Origin of the sequence: Streptomyces sp. NPDC017991 (assembly GCF_044328075.1) — a bacterium.
Classification (GTDB): Bacteria; Actinomycetota; Actinomycetes; order Streptomycetales; family Streptomycetaceae; genus Streptomyces.
This window is the reverse complement of sequence record NZ_JBIRGP010000002.1, coordinates 184,514-202,988: the sequence shown is the minus strand read 5'-3', so window position 1 is coordinate 202,988 and position 18,475 is coordinate 184,514. Positions and strand designations below refer to the sequence as shown.

The following is an 18,475-nucleotide window of genomic DNA, read 5'->3' as shown; positions in this document are numbered from 1 at the left end:
GGAAAAGCCCCGTGACCACGGCGCAACGGCGTGGCAACCTCGTACCGGCACCCTTGGTGCATGACGGCGCACCTCATGAACCGGAACAGAAGCAGTCGGCTCGGCACCCGGCGTCCTGCCCCGCCCGCGCTCGTCCTGGTGGGCCACGGCAGCCGCGACCCGCGCGCCCTGAGCACCGTACGGACCCTCATGGAGCGGATCCGTGAGCTGCGCCCCGGTCTGCCCGTGCACCTCGGGCACATCGAGCTGAACGAACCCCTGCTGCCCGACACGCTCGCCGCCCTCGGCACCGGTGAGGCGGTCCTCGTACCGCTGCTGCTGAGCCGCGGCCACCACGTCAAGCGGGACATCCCCGAGGCCGCTGCCGCGTCGTCGGCGCACACCCGGATCGCCGGACCGCTGGGCCCGCACCCGCTGCTGGTCGAGACGCTGTACGAGCGTCTGGTCGAGGCCGGCTGGCGCACGCCGGACGCCGCCGAACGCCGGACGAGCGCGGTCGTGCTCGCCGCGGCCGGCTCGCGCGACCCCGAAGCGGCCGTCGACACGCGGCACACCGCCAGGCTGCTCGCGAACCGCCTCGGCGTCCCCGTCGTGCCCGCGTACGCCTCCGCCGCCGCGCCCACGGTCGCGGACGCCGTGCGTGCGCTCACCGCCCGGGGCCGCCCCCGCATCGCGGTGGCCTCCTACTTCACGGCCCCCGGCCGCTTCGCCACGGAGTGCGCGGCAGCGGCTCCGGGCCTGGCCTCGGCCCCCCTGGGCGCCCACCCCACCATGGCCCACCTGGCCCTGCACCGCTACGACCGGACAACGCCCCACACCCTGGCGGCAACGGCCTAGGGGCGCGGGGAACGGCGCGACCAGCCACAACGAACCCGCACCCGCCCACGGTCAGTACCTGGCAGCCGCGCAGGCGTAAACGCGCAGGCGCAACCCCGCACCCCAATTGTCAGCCCCTCCGCTTACTGTCAAGACATGGAAGGCACGAGCACCGAAACCCCCCGCCCCCCACAAGCACACGAGCACCGGCCCACCTCCCCGGCCTACGACCCCACGTCAGTGGCCCGCTGGGCCACGGAGCCGGACAAACGCCCGGGCCGCACCGCCTTCCAGCGCGACCGGGCCCGCGTCCTGCACTCCTCCGCCCTCCGCCGCCTCGCGGGCAAGACCCAGGTCGTCACTCCCGGCACCCGGAGCCAAGTCTGGGACGCCAGCCCCCGCACCCGCCTGACCCACTCCCTGGAGTGCGCCCAGGTCGGCCGCGAGCTGGGCGCCGCCCTCGGCTGCGACCCCGACCTCGTGGAGGCGGCCTGCCTCTCCCACGACCTGGGCCACCCGCCGTTCGGGCACAACGGGGAACAGGCGCTGAACGAGTTCGCCGAGGACTGCGGCGGCTTCGAGGGCAACGCCCAGTCGCTCAGACTCCTCACCCGTATCGAGCCCAAGCGCTTCGTGCGCGGCGCGGCCGTCCCGGCGGCGGCCCTCGCGGACGGTGACGACCTGGTCAGCGTCGGCCTCAACCTCACCCGTGCCACCCTCGACGCCGCCACGAAGTACCCCTGGCCGCGCGGCGCCCACCCCACCGACCCGGACTCCTCGAAGTTCGGGGTCTACGAGGACGACCGCCCCGTCTTCGACTGGATCCGCGAGGGCGCCCCCGGCACCCGCACCACCTTCGAGGCCCAGGTCATGGACTGGGCCGACGACGTGGCGTATTCGGTGCACGACGTGGAGGACGGCCTGCACGCGGGTCACATCGACCCCAACTGCCTGCAGGCGGAGCCCGAGCGCCAGGAGATCTTCAAGGTCGCCGTCGGGCGGTACGTGCCGGCGGACACCGACCCCGCCGAGTTGTCGGCGGCCCTCGACCGGTTGCTCGGCCAGCGGTGGTGGCCGCACGGCTACGACGGCTCGGCCGTCGCCCAGGCCCGGCTGAAGGACGCCACCAGCCAGCTCATCGGCTGGTTCTGCCTCGCCGCCGAGAGCGCCACGCGCGCGAGACACGGGACGGGCAGACTCACGCGGTACGCCGCCGAACTGGTCGTCCCGCGCGCGGCGCGCCTGGAGTGCGCGGTCCTCAAGGCCGTAGCCGACCGGTACGTCATGCAGCGCGCCGAGCAGGAGCTGCTCCGCGCCGACCAGCGGATCGTCGTCGCCGAGCTGGCCGAGGCGCTCACCGCGCGGGCGCCGGAAGGCCTCGACCCGCAGTTTCGAGCCCTGTTCGACGAGGCGTCCGACGACCGCGCCCGCAAGCGGGTGATCGTCGACCAGATCGCCTCGCTCACTGACGCCGCCGCACGCTCACTGCATGCGAGGCTCAGGGTGCAGGTGTGACGTCCGGAGGGGGCGGACGTGACCCTGCGTGGCCTGAAGGGGCCGCTCCCTCTTCCCCCATCACCCTGCGTGCGGGACGCTCGCAGGTGGCGACACCGTAACGAGGAGGCATCAAGTGGTCGACGCAGATCAGACATTCGTCATCGTCGGAGGAGGCCTGGCCGGCGCCAAGGCGGCCGAGACTCTCCGGGCGGAGGGCTTCAACGGCCGGGTGATACTGATCTGCGACGAACGGGACCACCCGTACGAACGGCCGCCGCTGTCCAAGGGATATCTCCTCGGCAAGGAGGAGCGCGACAGCGTCTTCGTCCACGAGCCCTCCTGGTACGCGCAGAACGACGTCGAGCTGCACCTCGGCCAGACCGTCGACGCGATCGACCGGACCGCGAGGACCGTCCGCTTCGGTGACGACGGCACGCTGGTCCACTACGACAAGCTGCTGCTCGTGACCGGCGCCGAACCGCGCCGTCTCGACATCCCGGGCACGGACCTCGTCGGGGTCCACCACCTGCGGCGCCTCGCCCACTCCGAGCGCCTCAAGCAGGTCCTGGCCGCCCTCGGCCGCGACAACGGCCACCTGGTCATCGCGGGCGCCGGCTGGATCGGCCTGGAGATCGCCGCGGCGGCCCGTGAGTACGGGGCCGAGGTCACCGTCGTCGAGGCCGAGCAGACCGCCCTGCACGGAGTGCTCGGCCCCGAGCTGGGCGAGATCTTCGCCGAACTGCACCGCGAGCACGGGGTCCGCTTCCACTTCGGCGCCCGCCTCACCGAGATCACCGGCCACGACGGCCTGGTCCTGGCGGCCCGCACCGACGACGGCGAGGAGCACCCCGCGCACGACGTCCTGGCGGCGATCGGCGCGGCCCCGCGCACCGGCCTCGCCGAGGCGGCCGGTCTGGAGCTCGCCGACCGGGCGCACGGCGGCGGCATCGCCGTCGACGAGCGGCTGCGCACCTCCGACCCCGACATCTACGCGGCCGGTGACGTGGCCGCCTTCCCCCACCCGCTGTTCGGCACGCGGCTGCGCGTCGAGCACTGGGCGAACGCGCTGAACGGCGGCCCGGCGGCGGCCCGGGCGATGCTGGGCCGCGCAACGACGTACGACAGGGTGCCCTATTTCTTCTCCGACCAGTACGACGTAGGGCTTGAGTACTCGGGCTGGGCGCCCCCGGGCACGTACGACCAAGTGGTGATCCGGGGAGACGCGAGCAAGCGCGAGTTCATCGCCTTCTGGGTGAAGGAGGGGCGCGTGCTCGCCGGGATGAACGTCAATGTGTGGGACGTCACAGAACCGATCCAGCAGCTGATCCGTACGGGGGTACGGGTGGACACCGAGGCGCTCGCGGACCCGCACGTTCCCCTGGACAGCCTGGTCCCGTGACCCACGGAGGGACTCGGGGGGACTCCACTGTCACACCGTCCCCGTAGACTCGGCGCGTGGCCGGCAGGATCAACGACGAGGACGTGAAGGCGGTTCGGGACGGGGTCCCGATCGACGCCGTGGTGTCCGAGTACCTCCAACTGCGCAACGCGGGCGGCGGAAACCTCAAGGGACTGTGCCCGTTCCACGACGAGAAGTCGCCCTCCTTCCAGGTCAGCCCGAGCAAGGGGCTCTTCCACTGCTTCGGCTGCCAGGAGGGCGGCGACACCATCACGTTCGTGATGAAGGTCGACCACCTCACCTTCTCGGAGGCGGTCGAGCGCCTCGCCGGCCAGGCGGGCATCACCCTTCGCTACGAGGAGGGCGGGTACAACCCCTCCCACCAGCGCGGCGAGCGGATCCGCCTGGTCGAGGCCCACCAGGCCGCCGCCAAGTTCTACATCGAACAGCTCGACACCGGCTCCGAGGCCGACACCGGCCGCAAGTTCCTCGCCGAGCGCGGCTTCGACCAGTCGGCCGCCACGCACTTCGGCGTCGGCTACAGCCCCCAGGGCTGGGACCACCTCGTCCGCCATCTGCGTGGCAAGGGCTTCACCGACAAGGAGCTGCTGCTCTCCGGCCTTGCCCAGGAGGGCCGCCGCGGCCCCATCGACCGCTTCCGCGGCCGTCTGATGTGGCCGATCCGCGACATCGGCGGCGAGGTCGTCGGCTTCGGCGCCCGCAAGCTCTACGAGTCGGACAACGGCCCGAAGTACCTGAACACACCGGACACGCCGATCTACCGCAAGTCCCAGGTCCTCTACGGCATCGACCTGGCCAAGAAGGACATCGCCAAGAGCAGCCGGGCCGTCGTCGTCGAGGGCTACACCGACGTCATGGCCTGCCACCTGGCCGGCATCACCACCGCCATCGCGACCTGCGGCACGGCCTTCGGCAACGACCACATCAAGATCCTGCGACGGCTCCTGATGGACAACGGCTCGGCGCGGGTGATCTTCACCTTCGACGGCGACTCGGCCGGCCAGAAGGCCGCCCTGCGCGCCTTCGAGGACGACCAGAAGTTCGCCGCCGAGACGTACATCGCGATCGCCCCGGACGGCATGGACCCCTGCGACCTGCGCCTCGCCAAGGGCGACGCGGCCGTCGCCGACCTGGTCGAACCGCGCACCCCGCTCTTCGAGTTCGCCCTGCGCCAGATCATCGCCCGCTACGACCTGGAGACCCCGGCGGGCCGCGCCGCCGCGCTCGACGAGTCCGCGCCCGTCGTGGCCCGCATCAAGAACAGCGGCGCCCAGCACGAGGTCGCCGTCCAGCTCGCCGGCATGCTCGGCATCCTCGACACCCAGTTCGTCGTCAAGCGGGTCGCCCAGCTGGCCCGCTGGGCCCGCGACCGCGGTGGCAAGGGCCCCGCGCCGACGGGCAACGGCCGAGCCCCGCAGCAGTACGAGAACAGCGGTTCCAGGCCCCCTTCGGGCCCGGCCCTCACCCTGCGCAACCCGGTCTTCGCCACCGAGCGCGAACTGCTGAAGCTGGCCCTGCAGCGCCCCGACCTGGTCTCCCCGGCCTTCGACGCGTACGGGGTGGACGAGTTCACCGCCCCGCCGTACGCGGCCGTCCGCGAGACGATCATGGAGGCGGGCGGCGCGGAGTACGGCGTCCAGGACCCGCAGGAGTACCTCGTACAGGTCCGCGAGGCCGCCCGGGACGACGTGGTTCGCGCCATGGTCACGGAGCTGGCAGTCGAGGCCATCATGCGCAAGACCGTCGACGAGGCCTATGCCGGCGAGCAGTTGGTGACCGTCCGCCGGCGCGCCGTCGAGCGCCGGGTCCGCGACGTCCAGGGCGCACTCGCGCGCGCCAGCGCGCAGGGGGACCCGGTCCAGCTGGCCGCCGTGCAGAACGAGCTGTGGGTGCTCCAGCAGTACGACCAGGCGCTGCGCGAGAAGGGCCCGGCCGCGCTCTGAGCGGGCCGACGGGGCGGGTCCAGGGCCGGGAACCGGGTCGGTAGGAGGGTCCCTGACCGGACCCCTCGGGGAACGTCCCAGATCAGGGTGCACACAAGCACACATTCTTTCCGCGAGGGTAACCGCGTAGTCACGGACAGGACTCAAAAAGTCACCGCACGCCCCTCGTGGCGGGGATGTGTCGTACTCCACACTGGGTTCCGGTGCCTGAGTCCTCGGAGCGCGGCCGACCCGAACGCGACGGGTCCGAAGTCCCCGCGGTTCCGCTCAACGTGTTCGGGACGGACAGCGGCAAGGCCGTCGTCCCCGTCCCGCTGCCGCACGCCTCAGCAGCGACATTCCTGGAGGTCGCCCCCGTGCAGACCCAGACCCTGACCGACAACAGCACGCCCCCCGCGCCCCCTGCGGCCCCCGCGCACAAGGACACGGACGCCGATGCCCTCGCGGCCGTACCGGCGCAGAACCGTGCCGCACACCACCCCGAGAGCGCACCGGAACCCGAGAGCACGCCGGAGCCGCCCGCCGCCGTCCTCGTGGAGAGCGAGACCGAGACGCAGGAGCCGGTGGAAGTGCCGCGCGGACGTGCGGACACCGGCGGGCCGTCCTCCGACCTGTTCCGCCAGTACCTGCGGGAGATCGGCCGGATCCCGCTCCTCACCGCGGTGGAGGAGGTCGAGCTCGCCCGCCGGGTCGAGGCGGGCCTCTTCGCCGAGGAGAAACTCCGGCTGGCCTCCGACCTCGACAGCCAACTCGCCCTGGACCTCGACAAACTGGTGGTCATGGGCCGGATGGCCAAGCGCCGCCTCATCGAGGCCAACCTGCGGCTCGTCGTCTCCGTCGCCAAGCGGTACGTGGGGCGCGGGCTGACCATGCTCGACCTGGTCCAGGAAGGCAACCTGGGGCTGATCAGGGCGGTCGAGAAGTTCGACTACGCCCGCGGGTACAAGTTCTCGACGTACGCGACCTGGTGGATCCGCCAGGCCATGTCCCGGGCCCTCGCCGACCAGGCCCGCACCATCCGGGTCCCCGTCCACGTGGTCGAACTCATCAACCGGGTCGTCCGGGTGCAGCGCCGCATGCTCCAGGAGCGGGGGTACGAGCCGACGCCGGAGGAGGTCGCCGCGCATCTCGACCTGACCGGGGAGCGGGTCAGCGAGGTGTTGCGGCTGGCGCAGGAGCCGGTGTCGCTGCACGCGCCGGTGGGGGAGGAGGACGATGTGGCTCTCGGGGACCTCATCGAGGACGGGGACGCGACGAGTCCTGTGGAGTCGGCGGCCTTCCTGCTCCTTCGGGAGCATCTGGAGGCGGTGCTGTCCACGCTCGGCGAGCGTGAGCGGAAGGTCGTCCAACTCCGGTACGGGCTGGCTGACGGTCGGCCCCGCACGCTGGAGGAGATCGGGCGGATCTTCGGCGTCACCCGTGAACGCATCCGTCAGATCGAGTCCAAGACCCTGAACAAACTCCGCGACCACGCGTTCGCGGACCAGCTGAGGGGCTATCTGGACTAAGCACTTCCCTCGCCCCCGCCGCCCCTACCCTTCCCGTCACTGCATGGGGGCTGCGCCCCCTCGCCCCCCTTGTCGCGCTGCGCGCTCGTCCTCAAACGCCGGACGGGCTGGATTTCCAGCCCGTCCGGCGTTTGAGGACCGGGGGTTCGGGGGCAGCGCCCCCGAGTCGTTGACGGGAACGGGTAGGGGCGGCGGGGGCGGAAGGAAAGGTCAGTCCACCTCCACCGCCGCCTGGGCGAACTGCGCCTTGTACAGGCGGGCGTACGCGCCCCCCGCCGCCAACAGGTCCGCGTGAGCGCCCTGCTCCACGATCGCCCCGTCCTCCATGACGAGAATCGTGTCGGCATCGCGAATCGTCGACAGACGGTGAGCGATGACGAACGACGTACGACCGTGCGCGAGCTTCGCCATCGCCTTCTGGATGAGCACCTCGGTCCGCGTGTCCACGGAACTCGTCGCCTCGTCGAGTACGAGGATCACCGGATCGGACAGGAACGCCCGAGCGATCGTGATGAGCTGTTTCTCACCGGCGCTGACCCCGGCCCCCTCGTCGTCGATGACGGTGTCGTACCCGTCGGGCAGCGTCCGCACGAACCGGTCGGCGTGCGCGGCCCGAGCCGCCTCCTCGACCTCCCCGCGGGTGACCTCGGATGAGGCCCCGTACGCGATGTTGTCCGCGATCGTGCCCCCGAACAGCCAGGTGTCCTGCAGCACCATGCCGATACCGGCCCGCAGTTCGTCGCGGGACATCGTGGCGATGTCGACACCGTCGAGCGTGATCCGGCCGCCGGTGGTCTCGTAGAACCGCATCAGCAGGTTCACCAGGGTTGTCTTGCCGGCTCCCGTCGGGCCCACGATCGCGACCGTGTGGCCCGGGTCGACCGCCAGTGACAGGTCCTCGATGAGCGGCTTCTCCGGGTCGTACCGGAAGGAGACCCCCTCAAGGGCCACCCGCCCCCGCAGCTCCTTGGGCCGCGTCCCTGTCACCGGGTCGGCCTCCTGCTCCTCGGCGTCCAGCAGCTCGAAGACCCGCTCCGCCGAGGCGACTCCGGACTGCACGAGGTTCGCCATCGAGGCGACCTGCGTGAGCGGCATGGAGAACTGCCGGGAGTACTGGATGAAGGCCTGCACGTCACCGATGGACAGGGAGCCCGACGCGACGCGCAGACCGCCCACCACCGCCACCAGTACGTAGTTCAGGTTCGACACGAACATCATCAGCGGCTGCATGACCCCGCTGTTGAACTGCGCCCGGAACCCGGCCTCGTACAGCTTGTCGTTCTCCTCGGCGAACTGCGCCGCCGACTCGTCCTGCCGTCCGAAGACCTTCACCAGGTTGTGCCCGGTGTACATCTCCTCGATGTGCGCGTTGAGCTTGCCGGTGGTCCGCCACTGCTGCACGAAGTGCGGCTGCGACCGCTTGCCCACCCGGGTCGCGACGACGAACGACAGGGGCACGGTGACCAGCGCGACGAGCGCGAGCAGCCAGGAGACGTAGAACATCATGATCAGCACGCCGACGATGGTCAGCAGCGAGTTCACGAGCTGGCCCATCGACTGCTGGAGGGTCTGCCCGATGTTGTCGATGTCGTTCGTGGCGCGGCTGAGGACCTCACCGCGCTGACGCTTGTCGAAGTACGACAGCGGCAGCCGCGACAGCTTCGTCTGCACGTCCTCGCGCATCTTGTACATCGTCAGGTTGACGGCCCGGTTCACCAGCCGCGTCGCCGTCGCCATGAGCAGCCCGGCCAGCAGGAACGCCACCAGCGCGATCCCCAGCACCTCGCCGACCGCGTCGAAGTCGATGCCCTGGCCCGGGGTGAAGTCCGTGCCCGAGAGCATGTCGGCCATACCGCCGTCGCCGCGCTCCCGCATCGCCGCGAGCACCTCGGCCTTCGACTGCCCGGCGGGCAGCTCCCGCCCGACGATGCCGGCGAAGACCAGGTCGGTGGCCCGCCCCAGGATCTTCGGCCCGAGCACCGACAGACCCACACTGCAGACCACGGCGGCCAGCATCACGTACAGCGTGGCGCGCTGCGGCTTGAACTGCGCGAGCAGCCGTTTCCCGGACCCCTTGAAATCCATCGAATGCTGGTCGGGTCCCGACCCGGCCATCATGCGCCCCATGGGCCCGGCCATCAGGCTGCCTCCGCTTCCGTCAGCTGCGAGAGCACGATCTCCCGATAGGTCTCGTTGTCGGCCATCAGCTCGTGATGGCGGCCGGTCCCGACGACCCGGCCCTCGTCGAGGACCACGATCCGGTCGGCGTCGCGGATGGTCGACACCCGCTGGGCGACGATCACGACGGTCGCCTCGGCGGTCTCCCGCGCGAGGGCCGCACGCAGCGCCGCGTCCGTCGCGTAGTCGAGCGCGGAGAAGGAGTCGTCGAAGAGATAGATCTCGGGACGCTGTACGAGGGTCCGGGCGATGGCGAGCCGCTGCCGCTGACCGCCGGACACGTTCGTGCCGCCCTGCGCGATGGAGGCGTCGAGACCGTTCTCAAGCCCCTCCACGAACCCCTTGGCCTGCGCCACCTCCAGCGCGTGCCACAGCTCCTCGTCCGTCGCGTCCGGATTCCCGTACCGCAGGTTGGTGGCGACCGTCCCCGCGAACAGATACGGCTTCTGCGGTACGAGGCTCACCGTGCGCGCCAGCAGCCGCGGCTCGACCGTGCGTACGTCGACGCCGTCCACCAGCACCTCGCCGTCGGTGGCGTCGAACAGCCGGGGGACCAGGCCGAGAAGGGTCGACTTGCCGCTGCCGGTCGAACCGATCACCGCGGTCGTCTCGCCGGGCAGCGCCACCAGGTCGACGGCCTTCAGGACCGGCTCCTCGGCGCCCGGGTAGCGGAACCCGGCCCCGCGCAGCTCCAGATGACCGTGCCGCCGCAGCTCCAGGACGGGAGCCTTCGGCGGGACCACGCTGCTGGAGGTCTCCAGGACCTCCTGGATGCGCTCGGCGCACACCTCGGCGCGCGGCACCATCATGAACATGAAGGTGGCCATCATCACGGACATGACGATCTGCATCAGGTAGGCGAGGAACGCGGTCAGCGCGCCGATCTCCATCCCGCCGCTGTCGATCCGGTGGGCACCGAACCACACCACCGCGATCGACGAGACGTTCACCACCGTCATGACGATCGGGAACATCAGCGCCAGCATCCGCCCCGTCCCCAGCGACACCTCGGTGAGGTCGGTGTTCGCCTTCCGGAAGCGCTCCTCCTCGTACGCGTCGCGCACGAAGGCACGGATGACGCGGTTGCCGGTGATCTGCTCGCGCAGCACCCGGTTCACCGTGTCCAGGCGCACCTGCATCGTGCGGAACAGCGGCCGCAGTCGGCGCACGATGAGGCTGACCGAGATGCCGAGCACCGGTACGACGGCAAGGAGCACCCCGGACAGGGGGACGTCCAGGCCGAGCGCCAGCACGATGCCGCCCACGCACATGATCGGCGCGGACACCAGCAGCGTGAACGTCATCAGGGCCAGCATCTGCACCTGCTGGACGTCGTTCGTCGTGCGGGTGATCAGGGACGGCGCCCCGAAATGGCCCAGCTCACGCGCGGAGAACGACTGCACCCGGTCGAAGACGGCGGCCCTCAGATCCCGGCCGACCGCGGAGGCCGTACGGGCGCCGTAGTAGACGGCGCCGATGTTGCAGACGACCTGGACCAGCGAGATGCCGATCATCAGGGCGCCGAAGGACAGGATGTAGCCCGTGTCTCCCTTCACGACACCGTTGTCGATGATGTCGGCGTTCAGGGTGGGCAGGAAGAGCGTGGCGCAGGTCTGCAGGAACTGCAGCAGGACGAGCAGACCGATGGGCTTCTTGTAAGGCGTGAGATAGGTACGCAGAAGTCTTATGAGCACGCTGGGTCTCTCGGGGTCGGCGGCGGGGCGGTTGGTTGCCCTTGGCCCCCATCGTCGAACACTCCCCCCGTGTTACCTCAACTGATTAACCCAAGAGAGGGCCAAGAGCGGAGCGGGCGTCGGCCCGAAGTCGTGGGCCGCCCGAGACGTACCACCTCACCGGGCCCCGGTAGGGCCCCTCAGGACCGGAAGGCGCCGGGGTGGGTCTGCTTGCGCACCGACACGTACTGCTGCCGCACCGCCTGCCCCACCGCCAGTTCCTCGCCCGGCTCCAGGACCTGCGCGGCGGCGCCCTGCCAGACGGGCGGCAGACCCGGCTGGACGGTGCCCTGCTGGACACCGAGCGCCCAGGCGGCCTGCCGGGCCGCGCCGATCGCCGCGTAGTCCGCGGGCTGCGGCACCACGATCTGCGTACCGAGCAGCGCGGGCGCGCACGCCTGCACCGCGCTCAGCTCCGCGGCCTGGCCCAGCAGGAAGATCCGCCGTACCTCCACGCCCCGCTTGCGCAGCACGTCGAGTGCGTCGGCGAGCCCGCACAGCATGCCCTCGAAGGCGGCCCGCGCCAGATGCTCGGGCTTCATCGACTCGCGCCGCAGCCCGGCCAGCGTCCCCGCCGTGTGCGGCAGATTGGGCGTCCGCTCACCTTCCAGATACGGCAGCATGACCAGCCCGTGGGAGCCCGGGGTCGACTTCATCGCCAGGTCGGAGAGGGCCTCCAGGTCGGGTACGCCCAGCAGTTCGGCGGCCCCGCGCAGGGCCCGTACGGCATTGAGCGTGGTGACGACCGGCAGATGCATGCCGGTCGCGTCCGCGAGCGAGGTGATCATCCCGGAGGAGTCGACCAGCGCCTCGTGGTGGACGGCCATCACGGAGCCGGAGGCGCCGAGCGACACCACCGCGTCCCCGAGGCCGATGCCCAGCCCGAAGGCCGCCGCCATCGTCTCGCCCGTGCCCGCCGAGATCAGCAACCCCTCGGGCGTGGTCCCCGCGGCCTCCCACGGCCCGAGGACATCGGGCAGCAGCGCCTGGTGACCGAGCGCCAGCTCCACCAGATCCGGCCGGTACGCGCCGGTCGCCGCCGACCAGTAACCGGTGCTGGAGGCGCCGCCCCGGTCGGTGGTCCGGCGGGCGGGCCTGCCGAGCAACTGCCACACCAACCAGTCGTGCGCCTGGAGCAGCGTCGCGGTGCGCGCCGCCGCCTCGGGTTCGGTCCTCGCCAGCCAGCGCAGCTTCGTCACGGGCTGAGCGGCCTGGGGCACCGACCCCACGGCCTGCGCCCAGGCCTCCCGCCCGCCGAGCGCGTCGACGAGATCGGCGGCGGCGACCTGGGCGCGTTTGTCCCCGCCTACCATCGCGGGGCGGATGGTGTTGCCCTGGCTGTCCACCGGGACGAGCCCGTTCTGCTGTGCGGACACACCGATGGCCTGAACGCCCTCCAGGAGACCGCCGCCCGCGGCCTCGCCCAGGGAGAGCAGCCAGGCCTGCGGGTCGACGTCCGAGGGCCGGGAGCCCTCCGCCGCGCCGTCCAGGGGATGCGGGGCATACCCCTGCCGGAGTACGGCTCCGCTGTCCGCGTCGCAGACGACGATGCGTGTGAAATCGGGCGAACTGTCCAGCCCGGCGACTATCCCCATGACGGAAATTCTGCCGTATCGCTGCGCTGGCTTGGGCCGTGGGAGGCGGTGGGCTGCGGCCGGCTGTGTGTCTGCGGGTGCATCGTGGCTGGTCGCGCAGTTCCCCGCGCCCCTTTTGGTGGGACGGCTGGACCTGTGCCGGAGGAGTGCTGCTAGGTGTTGCTCGTGCCCCAGTCGTCCTCGGTGCGGGTGCCGTTCGCGTTGCGTTCGCGCAGGGAGCGGACCCGCTCGGAGACCGAGTCGGGGACCCGGTCACCGACCTTCTCGCTCACCACGTGGAACGCCTTCCCGGCGATCTGCCGGCCCTGCTGGGCCGCCGATTCGGCGGTGTTGCGCACCGCCGGGTTCTGCGAGACCTGCCGGGCGGTCTTCCTCAGTTGCTCGTAGCGCTCGCGCCCGGCGCGTGTGCCGAGCACGTATCCCAGAGCCAGTCCGACGACGAACGTGAGCCGGTAGCGCATGGGGCCACCCTTCCTCTTGTGAGTCGGTCCTTTGCGGCGGCGTCGGTCGCAGGCGGGTTACCGATTGGCGAAGCACCCCCCTGCTTGCGCTAATGTATGTGTCGCAGCGAGCGCACGCCCTCTGGCGAATACCCAGGGAGCTACGTTCGATGCAAACGAGGCAATCCCCTGTAGCTCAATTGGCAGAGCAGCCGGCTGTTAACCGGCAGGTTACTGGTTCGAGTCCAGTCGGGGGAGCTTCGGTCTTCCGTAGCTCAATTGGCAGAGCAGCCGGCTGTTAACCGGCAGGTTACTGGTTCGAGTCCAGTCGGGAGAGCAGTGCGAACGAGGACCCCGTGGACCCCATCGGGGTCCTTTTTCATGGCCGCGGGAACCGCTGCGCCCCAGGTGAGGTCCTAGAGGGCAGGCGAAGTCGACCATCCGAAGCAGGAGATCGTATGAGCGGCTATGCTGCGGCAGACGGCGCGCACACCTGTGCGCGACGCGCCGTAATGGGGCGGTAGCTCAGCCGGTTAGAGCAGCGGACTCATAATCCGCCGGCCGTGGGTTCGAGTCCCACCCGCCCCACCACGCGCTACGCGGGAAGAATCGATCTGACCAGCGTCTTCGCTGGAGGATCAGGCGGATTGGCAGCGGTGCGGGGTAGGTCTTCGCCGGTCCGGCCCGTGCCTGGCGTCGGGTCCACGCCGACCGGTACAGACTGACCCGACAGGACCAGCATCGCGCCGCGGAAGCGATCGACCTCTTGGTGTGTGCGACTGCGGTCCACCACAGCCCCACCGTCCGGCCTGCCGGCTGTGTGGGCGCAGCCGGGCAGGCCGGTCGGTGGGGTGTGGGTCAGTGGGCGCGGGCGTAGTCGCGGAGGAACACGGCTTCGACGAGGGCCATGTTCTCGATCTCGGTGGGGTCGACGCTTTCGTTGGGGGCGTGGATGAGGCAGCGCGGCTCTTCGACGCCCATGAGGATGATCTCCGCCTGCGGGCAGGTGCCGGCGAGTACGTTGCACAGCGGGATGGATCCGCCCTGGCCCTGGTGGGCCAGGGGTTTGCCGTAGACCTTTCGCATCGCCGCGTCGAGCGCCGCGTACGCGGGGCCGTCCGTGTCGGCGCGGAAGGGCGCGCCCGTGCCCTCGGTCTCGATGGAAACCCGGGCGTTCCAGGGGACGGCCTCGGTCAGGTGCCGGGTCAGGGCATCCAGGGCGAACGCCGGATCCGCGTCCGGCGGGATGCGCAGGCTGACGCGCGCGCGTGCGGTGTGCGGCACAGCCGCGGCGGAACCGATGACGGGCGGGCAGTCGATACCGAGGACGGTCACGGCGGGGCGTGCCCACAGCCGGTCGGCGACGCTTCCGGTGCCGGTGAGCTCGACACCGTTCAGAACACCGGCGTCGGTACGGAACTGCCGCTCGTCGTAGCCGACTCCGTCCCAGGTGCCTTCGCAGTCCATTCCCCGGATGCGGGTGTCGCCGGTCGAGGGGTCACGCAGAGTCGACAGCGCCTGGATCAGGGCGGCCAGGGCATCCGGCGCGGGCCCCCCGAACATGCCCGAGTGGATCTCCCCGTCGAGTGTGCCGACGGAGACGACGACGTCGACCAGGCCGCGCAGGGTGATGGTCGCCGTGCCGACGCCCACGGCCGCGTTGCCGGTGTCGCACACCAGGAGAGCGTCCGCCGTGAACTGTTCGGGATGCAGGGCGACGTACTGCTCCAGGCCGCCGGTGCCCTGCTCCTCGGAGCCTTCCGCGACGAACCTGATGCCTACGGGGATGTCGTCGCCGAGTGCCCGCAGCGCGGTGAGATGCATGACGATGTTGCCCTTGCAGTCCGCGGCGCCTCGCCCGTACCAGCGTCCGTCGCGTTCGGTGAGCGTGAAGGGCTCGGTGGTCCAGGCGGCCTCGTCGAGCGGCGGCTGGACGTCGTAGTGGCAGTAGAGCAGGACGGTGGGTGCGCCGGGCGGGGGCGGGCGGTGGCCGAGTACGGCATGACTCCCGTCCGGGGTCCGCGCGAGGTGGACGGCCTTCAGACCCACCTCGGTGAAGGCGTCGGCGACCCACTGGGCGGCCTCCTGGCACTTCTCGGGCGGGTACTGGCGGGGGTCGGCGACCGAGGGGATCGCGACGAGTTCGGTCAGGTCGGCCCTGGCCCGGGGCATGAGTCCGGCGACCCGGGCCGCGAGATCGGTATCGTCCATGGCCTACCGCCTCACCGTCGTGTCGGTCCTCAGGTCGTCGATCCTGTCCTGGATCCTGTGCAGCTCGTCCGGGCAGTAGACCTTCAGGATCGTGGCCTCGGCGTGGATGGCCCGCTTGTCGCCGATGACGGGGCGCTGACCGACGAACGCGGCCCCGTTGGAGACGTTGGTCTTCCACAGGGCGGACTTCAGGGCGCCGGCCGGGTCGTCGCAGACGTTGCCGCCGTCGGTGCCCAGGGTGCGTTCGATCGTGCCGGTGTCCGGGCGGGGGTAACCGGCGGCGACGGCGGCGTCCGCGAGTTCGCCGGCCTTCTCGGCAGCCTCGGTGCCGGTTTTGACCTTGCCGTACTGGATGACTCCGACGACGGCCAGGACGACCAGCAGGACGAGGGCGCCGGCGTAGAGCCACCTGTGCTCGGAGGCGAAACGGGTGGGACTCATGCCGCCCCCTCCTGACCGCCGGCGGAGGCTTCGGCGGTGTGGGTGCGCCAGCCGGGCTTGCGCAGTTTCAGGAAGGCCCAGGGGATGAGCAGACCGAGCACGACCAGGCCGGCGGCGATGATGCCGACGTAGGAGACATGGACGGCGTTCATCTCCGTACCCGAGTAGGACAGGAAGTTGTTCACGATCAGTACGAGGCTCGCGAGGCCGGCCCACTGCGGCATCAGGTGACTGGCCGTCAACGGGGCGGCCGAGGTGTTGCCCTGGCCCAAGAACACCATGCCGAGCACGACCAGGACCGTACCGGGCACCAGCGTGCCGATGATCAGTCCCCAGGAGGACAGGCCGGCCAGGGCTTTGGTGCCGCGGGCGGAGACCCATACGCCGGTCCAGTACAGCACCATGATCACGACGGCCGTGTAGACGCCGCTGGAGGCCAGGGACGGATCGATGACGTACGCGATCGTGCTGGCCACGAAGGCCAGCAGGCTCGGGTAGTAGAAGATCGTCATCGCGAACTGGCACCACACCGCGAGGAACCCGAGAGGCTTCGACAAGCCCTCGCTCACCCACCGGTAGACGCCGCCGTTCCACCCCGACGCCAGCTCGGCGGAGACCAGCGCGGTCGGCAGCAGGAACACGATCGCCGGCACCAGGTACAGGAAAACGCACGCCAGACCATAGACGGCCATCGTCGGCGCGGCCCGCAGGCTGGCCACCGAAGCCGTTGTCATCATCGCCAGGGTCACCCAGGAGATCAGCGGCGCGGCCGGGCGGGCCGCCGCAACCGGACGAGACACGGCCCGCGGCCGTGCGAACTCGTCCGGCATATCCATAGAACTCATCAGCACTCTCTCGCCAACGGGACACAGCGCGGCCGAGGACTGGCAGCGCCCGTACACCGAAAGCGTCGTCCCGTCCCCGCGGCCCCCTTTCAGTCACTCAGCCGAATGGCCCACAGCAGCGCCCCCTTTGGCGGCAGGGAGCGTGGTTCGAGACAGGGAGACCGGGAGACAGAGAGACGGGGAGACGGGGAGACGGGGAGGAGGTCAGAGAGGGGACTGCCAGGTTGTTGTCATGCCCTCCTCCGGGTCTGGGCCCGCGTCCGTGTCGGCCGTGTGCCCGTCCTCGTTTCCGTTCCCGTTGTCGGAGACCGTCAGGCGTACTCCCGGGCGGCCGTCCGGGAGGCTCACCGTCGCGTCGACCGTGACCGCGACGCGGGTCGTGCCGGGGCGGTGTGACGCCGTGGCGAGGGCGGCTGCGAGGGCCGTGAGGAGGTGCCCCGCCACCGCTTCCGGGACGCGGGTGTCGACCGGCCCGGTGAACTGGACCGACGGCTGGACGCCGAGAGCCGCCGCGGCGCCCGCCGTCTCGCGGAGCACCTTGCTCCTGAAACTGGTCGGGGCGTCCGCGGGCGGTTGCTGCAGGGCGAAGATCGCCGTACGGACCTCCTGGACGGTGGACCTCAGCTCGTCGAGGGCCCGGCCGATCGTCGCGTGCACCTGCGCCTCCCGCTCGTCCGCGGCCGTGCGGCGCTGCGTGGACTCCAGCATCATGCCGGTGGCGAAGAGCCGCTGGACGACCAGGTCGTGCAGGTCACGGGCGATCCGGTCGCGGTCCTCGAAGACCGCCAGCCGCTCCCGGCGCTGCTGCGCGTCCGCCAGCACCAGCGCCAGCGCGGCCTGCGAGGCGAACTGCGTGGCCAGCAGCTTCTCGGCGGGCGTGTACGGGGCATCGCCGCGCCGGCGCGGGAGGGCGAGAGTGCCGATGAGCCGGCCCCCGGCCTGGAGCGGCAGCATCATGCTCGGCCCGAACCGGTGCCGTACGGGGGTCGTCATACGCGCGTCGGTCGCCGAGTCGTCCAGGAACACCGGCTCGCCGCCGAGGAGTTGCTCCAGGACCGCGCTGCCCGGCGCGATGGTCGTACCGATCAGGCCGTCCCGGCCGGCCGGCGCCGACGCCGTGACGATCTCCATGCCGCCCTCGTCCGTGGGCTGGAGGATCACCCCGGCCGACGCGTCGGCGAGGACGCGGGCGCGCTCGGCGACCGTCATCAGCGCGTCGGCCGCCGTCTCGCCGGTGAGCAGCGCCGTCGTCACCGCCGCCGCGCCCTCGATCCAGCGCTCCCGCTGGCGGGCCGTCTCGTACAGGCGGGCGTTGCCGATCGCGATGCCCGCCTGAGCGGCCAGCAGCCGCGTCACCTGCTCGTCCTCGGCGGTGAAGGGGCCGCCGCGCTTCTCGGTGAGGTACAGGTTGCCGTACACCTCGTCCTGTACGAGCAGCGGTACGCCGAGGAAGCTGTGCATCTCCGGGTGCCCGGGCGGGATGCCGCACGCGCGCGGGTCGGTGGTCAGGTCGGTGAGCCGGAGCGGCGCGGACTCGTGGACGAGCGCGCCGAGCAGGCCCCGGCGTCCGCTGGGCGGATGCCCGATACGGGCCCGCTCGGCCGCCGGCAGTCCGGCCGTGCAGAACTCCGCCAGGCCGCTGCCGCCGGGCGCGAGCACGCCCAGCGCCGCGTACCGGGCGCCGGTCAGCGCCGCCGCGTTCTCCACGATGCGCTGGAGCGTGGCGCGCAGTTCGAGATCGCTGCCGACACCGAGGACGGCTTCGAGGAGACGGGGGAGGGGGAGCCCCTGGGAGGGGGGCTCCGCGGGGTTCGGGGGCGTGGGTTCCGTCATGGGTGCCGCGGCGGT

Annotated in this window: 12 protein-coding genes, 3 tRNA genes and 2 pseudogenes; 9 read left to right on the top strand and 8 right to left on the bottom strand. The window is 71.1% G+C overall.

Translation table 11 applies throughout. The features are described from left to right. Positions 1 to 60: 60 nt before the first annotated feature. From ACH4DZ_RS05515 to ACH4DZ_RS05495, 5 genes are all read left to right on the top strand, one after another. Positions 61 to 837, top strand: a complete 777-nt coding sequence (locus tag ACH4DZ_RS05515; protein ID WP_398285634.1) for a sirohydrochlorin chelatase — start codon at positions 61 to 63, stop codon at positions 835 to 837. A gap of 135 nt (positions 838 to 972) precedes the next feature. Beyond that, entirely contained in the window at positions 973 to 2,331 is a 1,359-nt protein-coding gene (locus ACH4DZ_RS05510) for a deoxyguanosinetriphosphate triphosphohydrolase (RefSeq protein ID WP_398285633.1), read from the top strand. A 115-nt stretch (positions 2,332 to 2,446) separates the two neighbouring features. Beyond that, positions 2,447 to 3,712, top strand: a complete 1,266-nt coding sequence (locus ACH4DZ_RS05505; protein WP_398285631.1) for an NAD(P)/FAD-dependent oxidoreductase — start codon at positions 2,447 to 2,449, stop codon at positions 3,710 to 3,712. A gap of 56 nt (positions 3,713 to 3,768) precedes the next feature. Continuing rightward, positions 3,769 to 5,676, top strand: a complete 1,908-nt coding sequence (dnaG, locus tag ACH4DZ_RS05500; RefSeq protein ID WP_398285630.1) for a DNA primase — start codon at positions 3,769 to 3,771, stop codon at positions 5,674 to 5,676. Positions 5,677 to 5,879: 203 nt separating this feature from the next. Then, positions 5,880 to 7,184, top strand: coding sequence for an RNA polymerase sigma factor (locus tag ACH4DZ_RS05495; RefSeq protein WP_398285629.1), 1,305 nt, complete (start codon positions 5,880 to 5,882; stop codon positions 7,182 to 7,184). Between the two features lie 210 nt (positions 7,185 to 7,394). On the opposite strand, the gene ACH4DZ_RS05490 is transcribed toward ACH4DZ_RS05495, so the two are convergent. The 4 genes from ACH4DZ_RS05490 to ACH4DZ_RS05475 form a co-directional block, all read right to left on the bottom strand. Then, on the bottom strand, positions 7,395 to 9,323 hold the full coding sequence (locus ACH4DZ_RS05490; RefSeq protein ID WP_398285628.1) for an ABC transporter ATP-binding protein: 1,929 nt from the start codon (positions 9,321 to 9,323) through the stop codon (positions 7,395 to 7,397). Beyond that, on the bottom strand, positions 9,323 to 11,056 hold the full coding sequence (locus tag ACH4DZ_RS05485) for an ABC transporter ATP-binding protein (protein WP_398285627.1): 1,734 nt from the start codon (positions 11,054 to 11,056) through the stop codon (positions 9,323 to 9,325). The genes ACH4DZ_RS05490 and ACH4DZ_RS05485 overlap by 1 nt, the downstream gene beginning before the upstream one ends. A 179-nt stretch (positions 11,057 to 11,235) precedes the next feature. Then, complete coding sequence (locus tag ACH4DZ_RS05480) at positions 11,236 to 12,690, bottom strand: FGGY family carbohydrate kinase (protein ID WP_398285626.1); 1,455 nt, start codon at positions 12,688 to 12,690, stop codon at positions 11,236 to 11,238. Positions 12,691 to 12,842: 152 nt separating this feature from the next. Then, positions 12,843 to 13,151 carry a YtxH domain-containing protein gene (locus ACH4DZ_RS05475; protein ID WP_398285625.1) on the bottom strand — a complete coding sequence of 103 codons (309 nt, stop codon included), beginning with the start codon at positions 13,149 to 13,151 and terminating at the stop codon, positions 12,843 to 12,845. Between the two features lie 164 nt (positions 13,152 to 13,315). Between ACH4DZ_RS05475 and ACH4DZ_RS05470 the strand changes: the two genes are divergently transcribed. From ACH4DZ_RS05470 to ACH4DZ_RS05455, 4 genes and pseudogenes are all read left to right on the top strand, one after another. Continuing rightward, positions 13,316 to 13,388, top strand: a tRNA-Asn gene (locus ACH4DZ_RS05470). A 6-nt stretch (positions 13,389 to 13,394) separates the two neighbouring features. Then, positions 13,395 to 13,467 (top strand) — tRNA-Asn (locus tag ACH4DZ_RS05465). 177 nt (positions 13,468 to 13,644) lie between these two features. Next, positions 13,645 to 13,721 (top strand) — tRNA-Ile (locus ACH4DZ_RS05460). A gap of 88 nt (positions 13,722 to 13,809) precedes the next feature. Beyond that, positions 13,810 to 13,935, top strand: a pseudogene (locus ACH4DZ_RS05455) (VapC toxin family PIN domain ribonuclease); the annotation flags it as partial. A gap of 53 nt (positions 13,936 to 13,988) precedes the next feature. On the opposite strand, the gene ACH4DZ_RS05450 reads toward ACH4DZ_RS05455, so the two are convergent. The 4 genes and pseudogenes from ACH4DZ_RS05450 to ACH4DZ_RS05435 all read right to left on the bottom strand — a co-directional run bounded on the left by ACH4DZ_RS05450 (position 13,989) and on the right by ACH4DZ_RS05435 (position 18,460). Next, positions 13,989 to 15,341, bottom strand: coding sequence for a dipeptidase (locus ACH4DZ_RS05450; RefSeq protein WP_398285624.1), 1,353 nt, complete (start codon positions 15,339 to 15,341; stop codon positions 13,989 to 13,991). 3 nt (positions 15,342 to 15,344) lie between these two features. Continuing rightward, on the bottom strand, positions 15,345 to 15,782 hold the full coding sequence (locus ACH4DZ_RS05445; RefSeq protein ID WP_398285623.1) for a hypothetical protein: 438 nt from the start codon (positions 15,780 to 15,782) through the stop codon (positions 15,345 to 15,347). An 80-nt stretch (positions 15,783 to 15,862) separates the two neighbouring features. After that, a pseudogene (locus tag ACH4DZ_RS05440) lies at positions 15,863 to 16,627 on the bottom strand (amino acid permease); the annotation flags it as partial. Positions 16,628 to 16,831: 204 nt separating this feature from the next. Continuing rightward, positions 16,832 to 18,460: a GAF domain-containing protein gene (locus tag ACH4DZ_RS05435; RefSeq protein ID WP_398285622.1), complete on the bottom strand. Its 1,629-nt coding sequence runs from the start codon at positions 18,458 to 18,460 to the stop codon at positions 16,832 to 16,834. Positions 18,461 to 18,475: the final 15 nt, after the last annotated feature.

What these genes read in the sequence shown, in the direction of transcription:
- ACH4DZ_RS05515 (WP_398285634.1), top strand. Translation starts at nt 61, where the DNA reads ATGACGGCGCACCTCATGAACCGGAACAGAAGCAGTCGGCTCGGCACC.
- ACH4DZ_RS05510 (WP_398285633.1), top strand. Translation starts at nt 973, where the DNA reads ATGGAAGGCACGAGCACCGAAACCCCCCGCCCCCCACAAGCACACGAG.
- ACH4DZ_RS05490 (WP_398285628.1), bottom strand. Translation starts at nt 9,323, where the DNA reads ATGGCCGGGCCCATGGGGCGCATGATGGCCGGGTCGGGACCCGACCAG.
- ACH4DZ_RS05480 (WP_398285626.1), bottom strand. Translation starts at nt 12,690, where the DNA reads ATGGGGATAGTCGCCGGGCTGGACAGTTCGCCCGATTTCACACGCATC.
- ACH4DZ_RS05475 (WP_398285625.1), bottom strand. Translation starts at nt 13,151, where the DNA reads ATGCGCTACCGGCTCACGTTCGTCGTCGGACTGGCTCTGGGATACGTG.
- ACH4DZ_RS05450 (WP_398285624.1), bottom strand. Translation starts at nt 15,341, where the DNA reads ATGGACGATACCGATCTCGCGGCCCGGGTCGCCGGACTCATGCCCCGG.
- ACH4DZ_RS05445 (WP_398285623.1), bottom strand. Translation starts at nt 15,782, where the DNA reads ATGAGTCCCACCCGTTTCGCCTCCGAGCACAGGTGGCTCTACGCCGGC.
- ACH4DZ_RS05435 (WP_398285622.1), bottom strand. Translation starts at nt 18,460, where the DNA reads ATGACGGAACCCACGCCCCCGAACCCCGCGGAGCCCCCCTCCCAGGGG.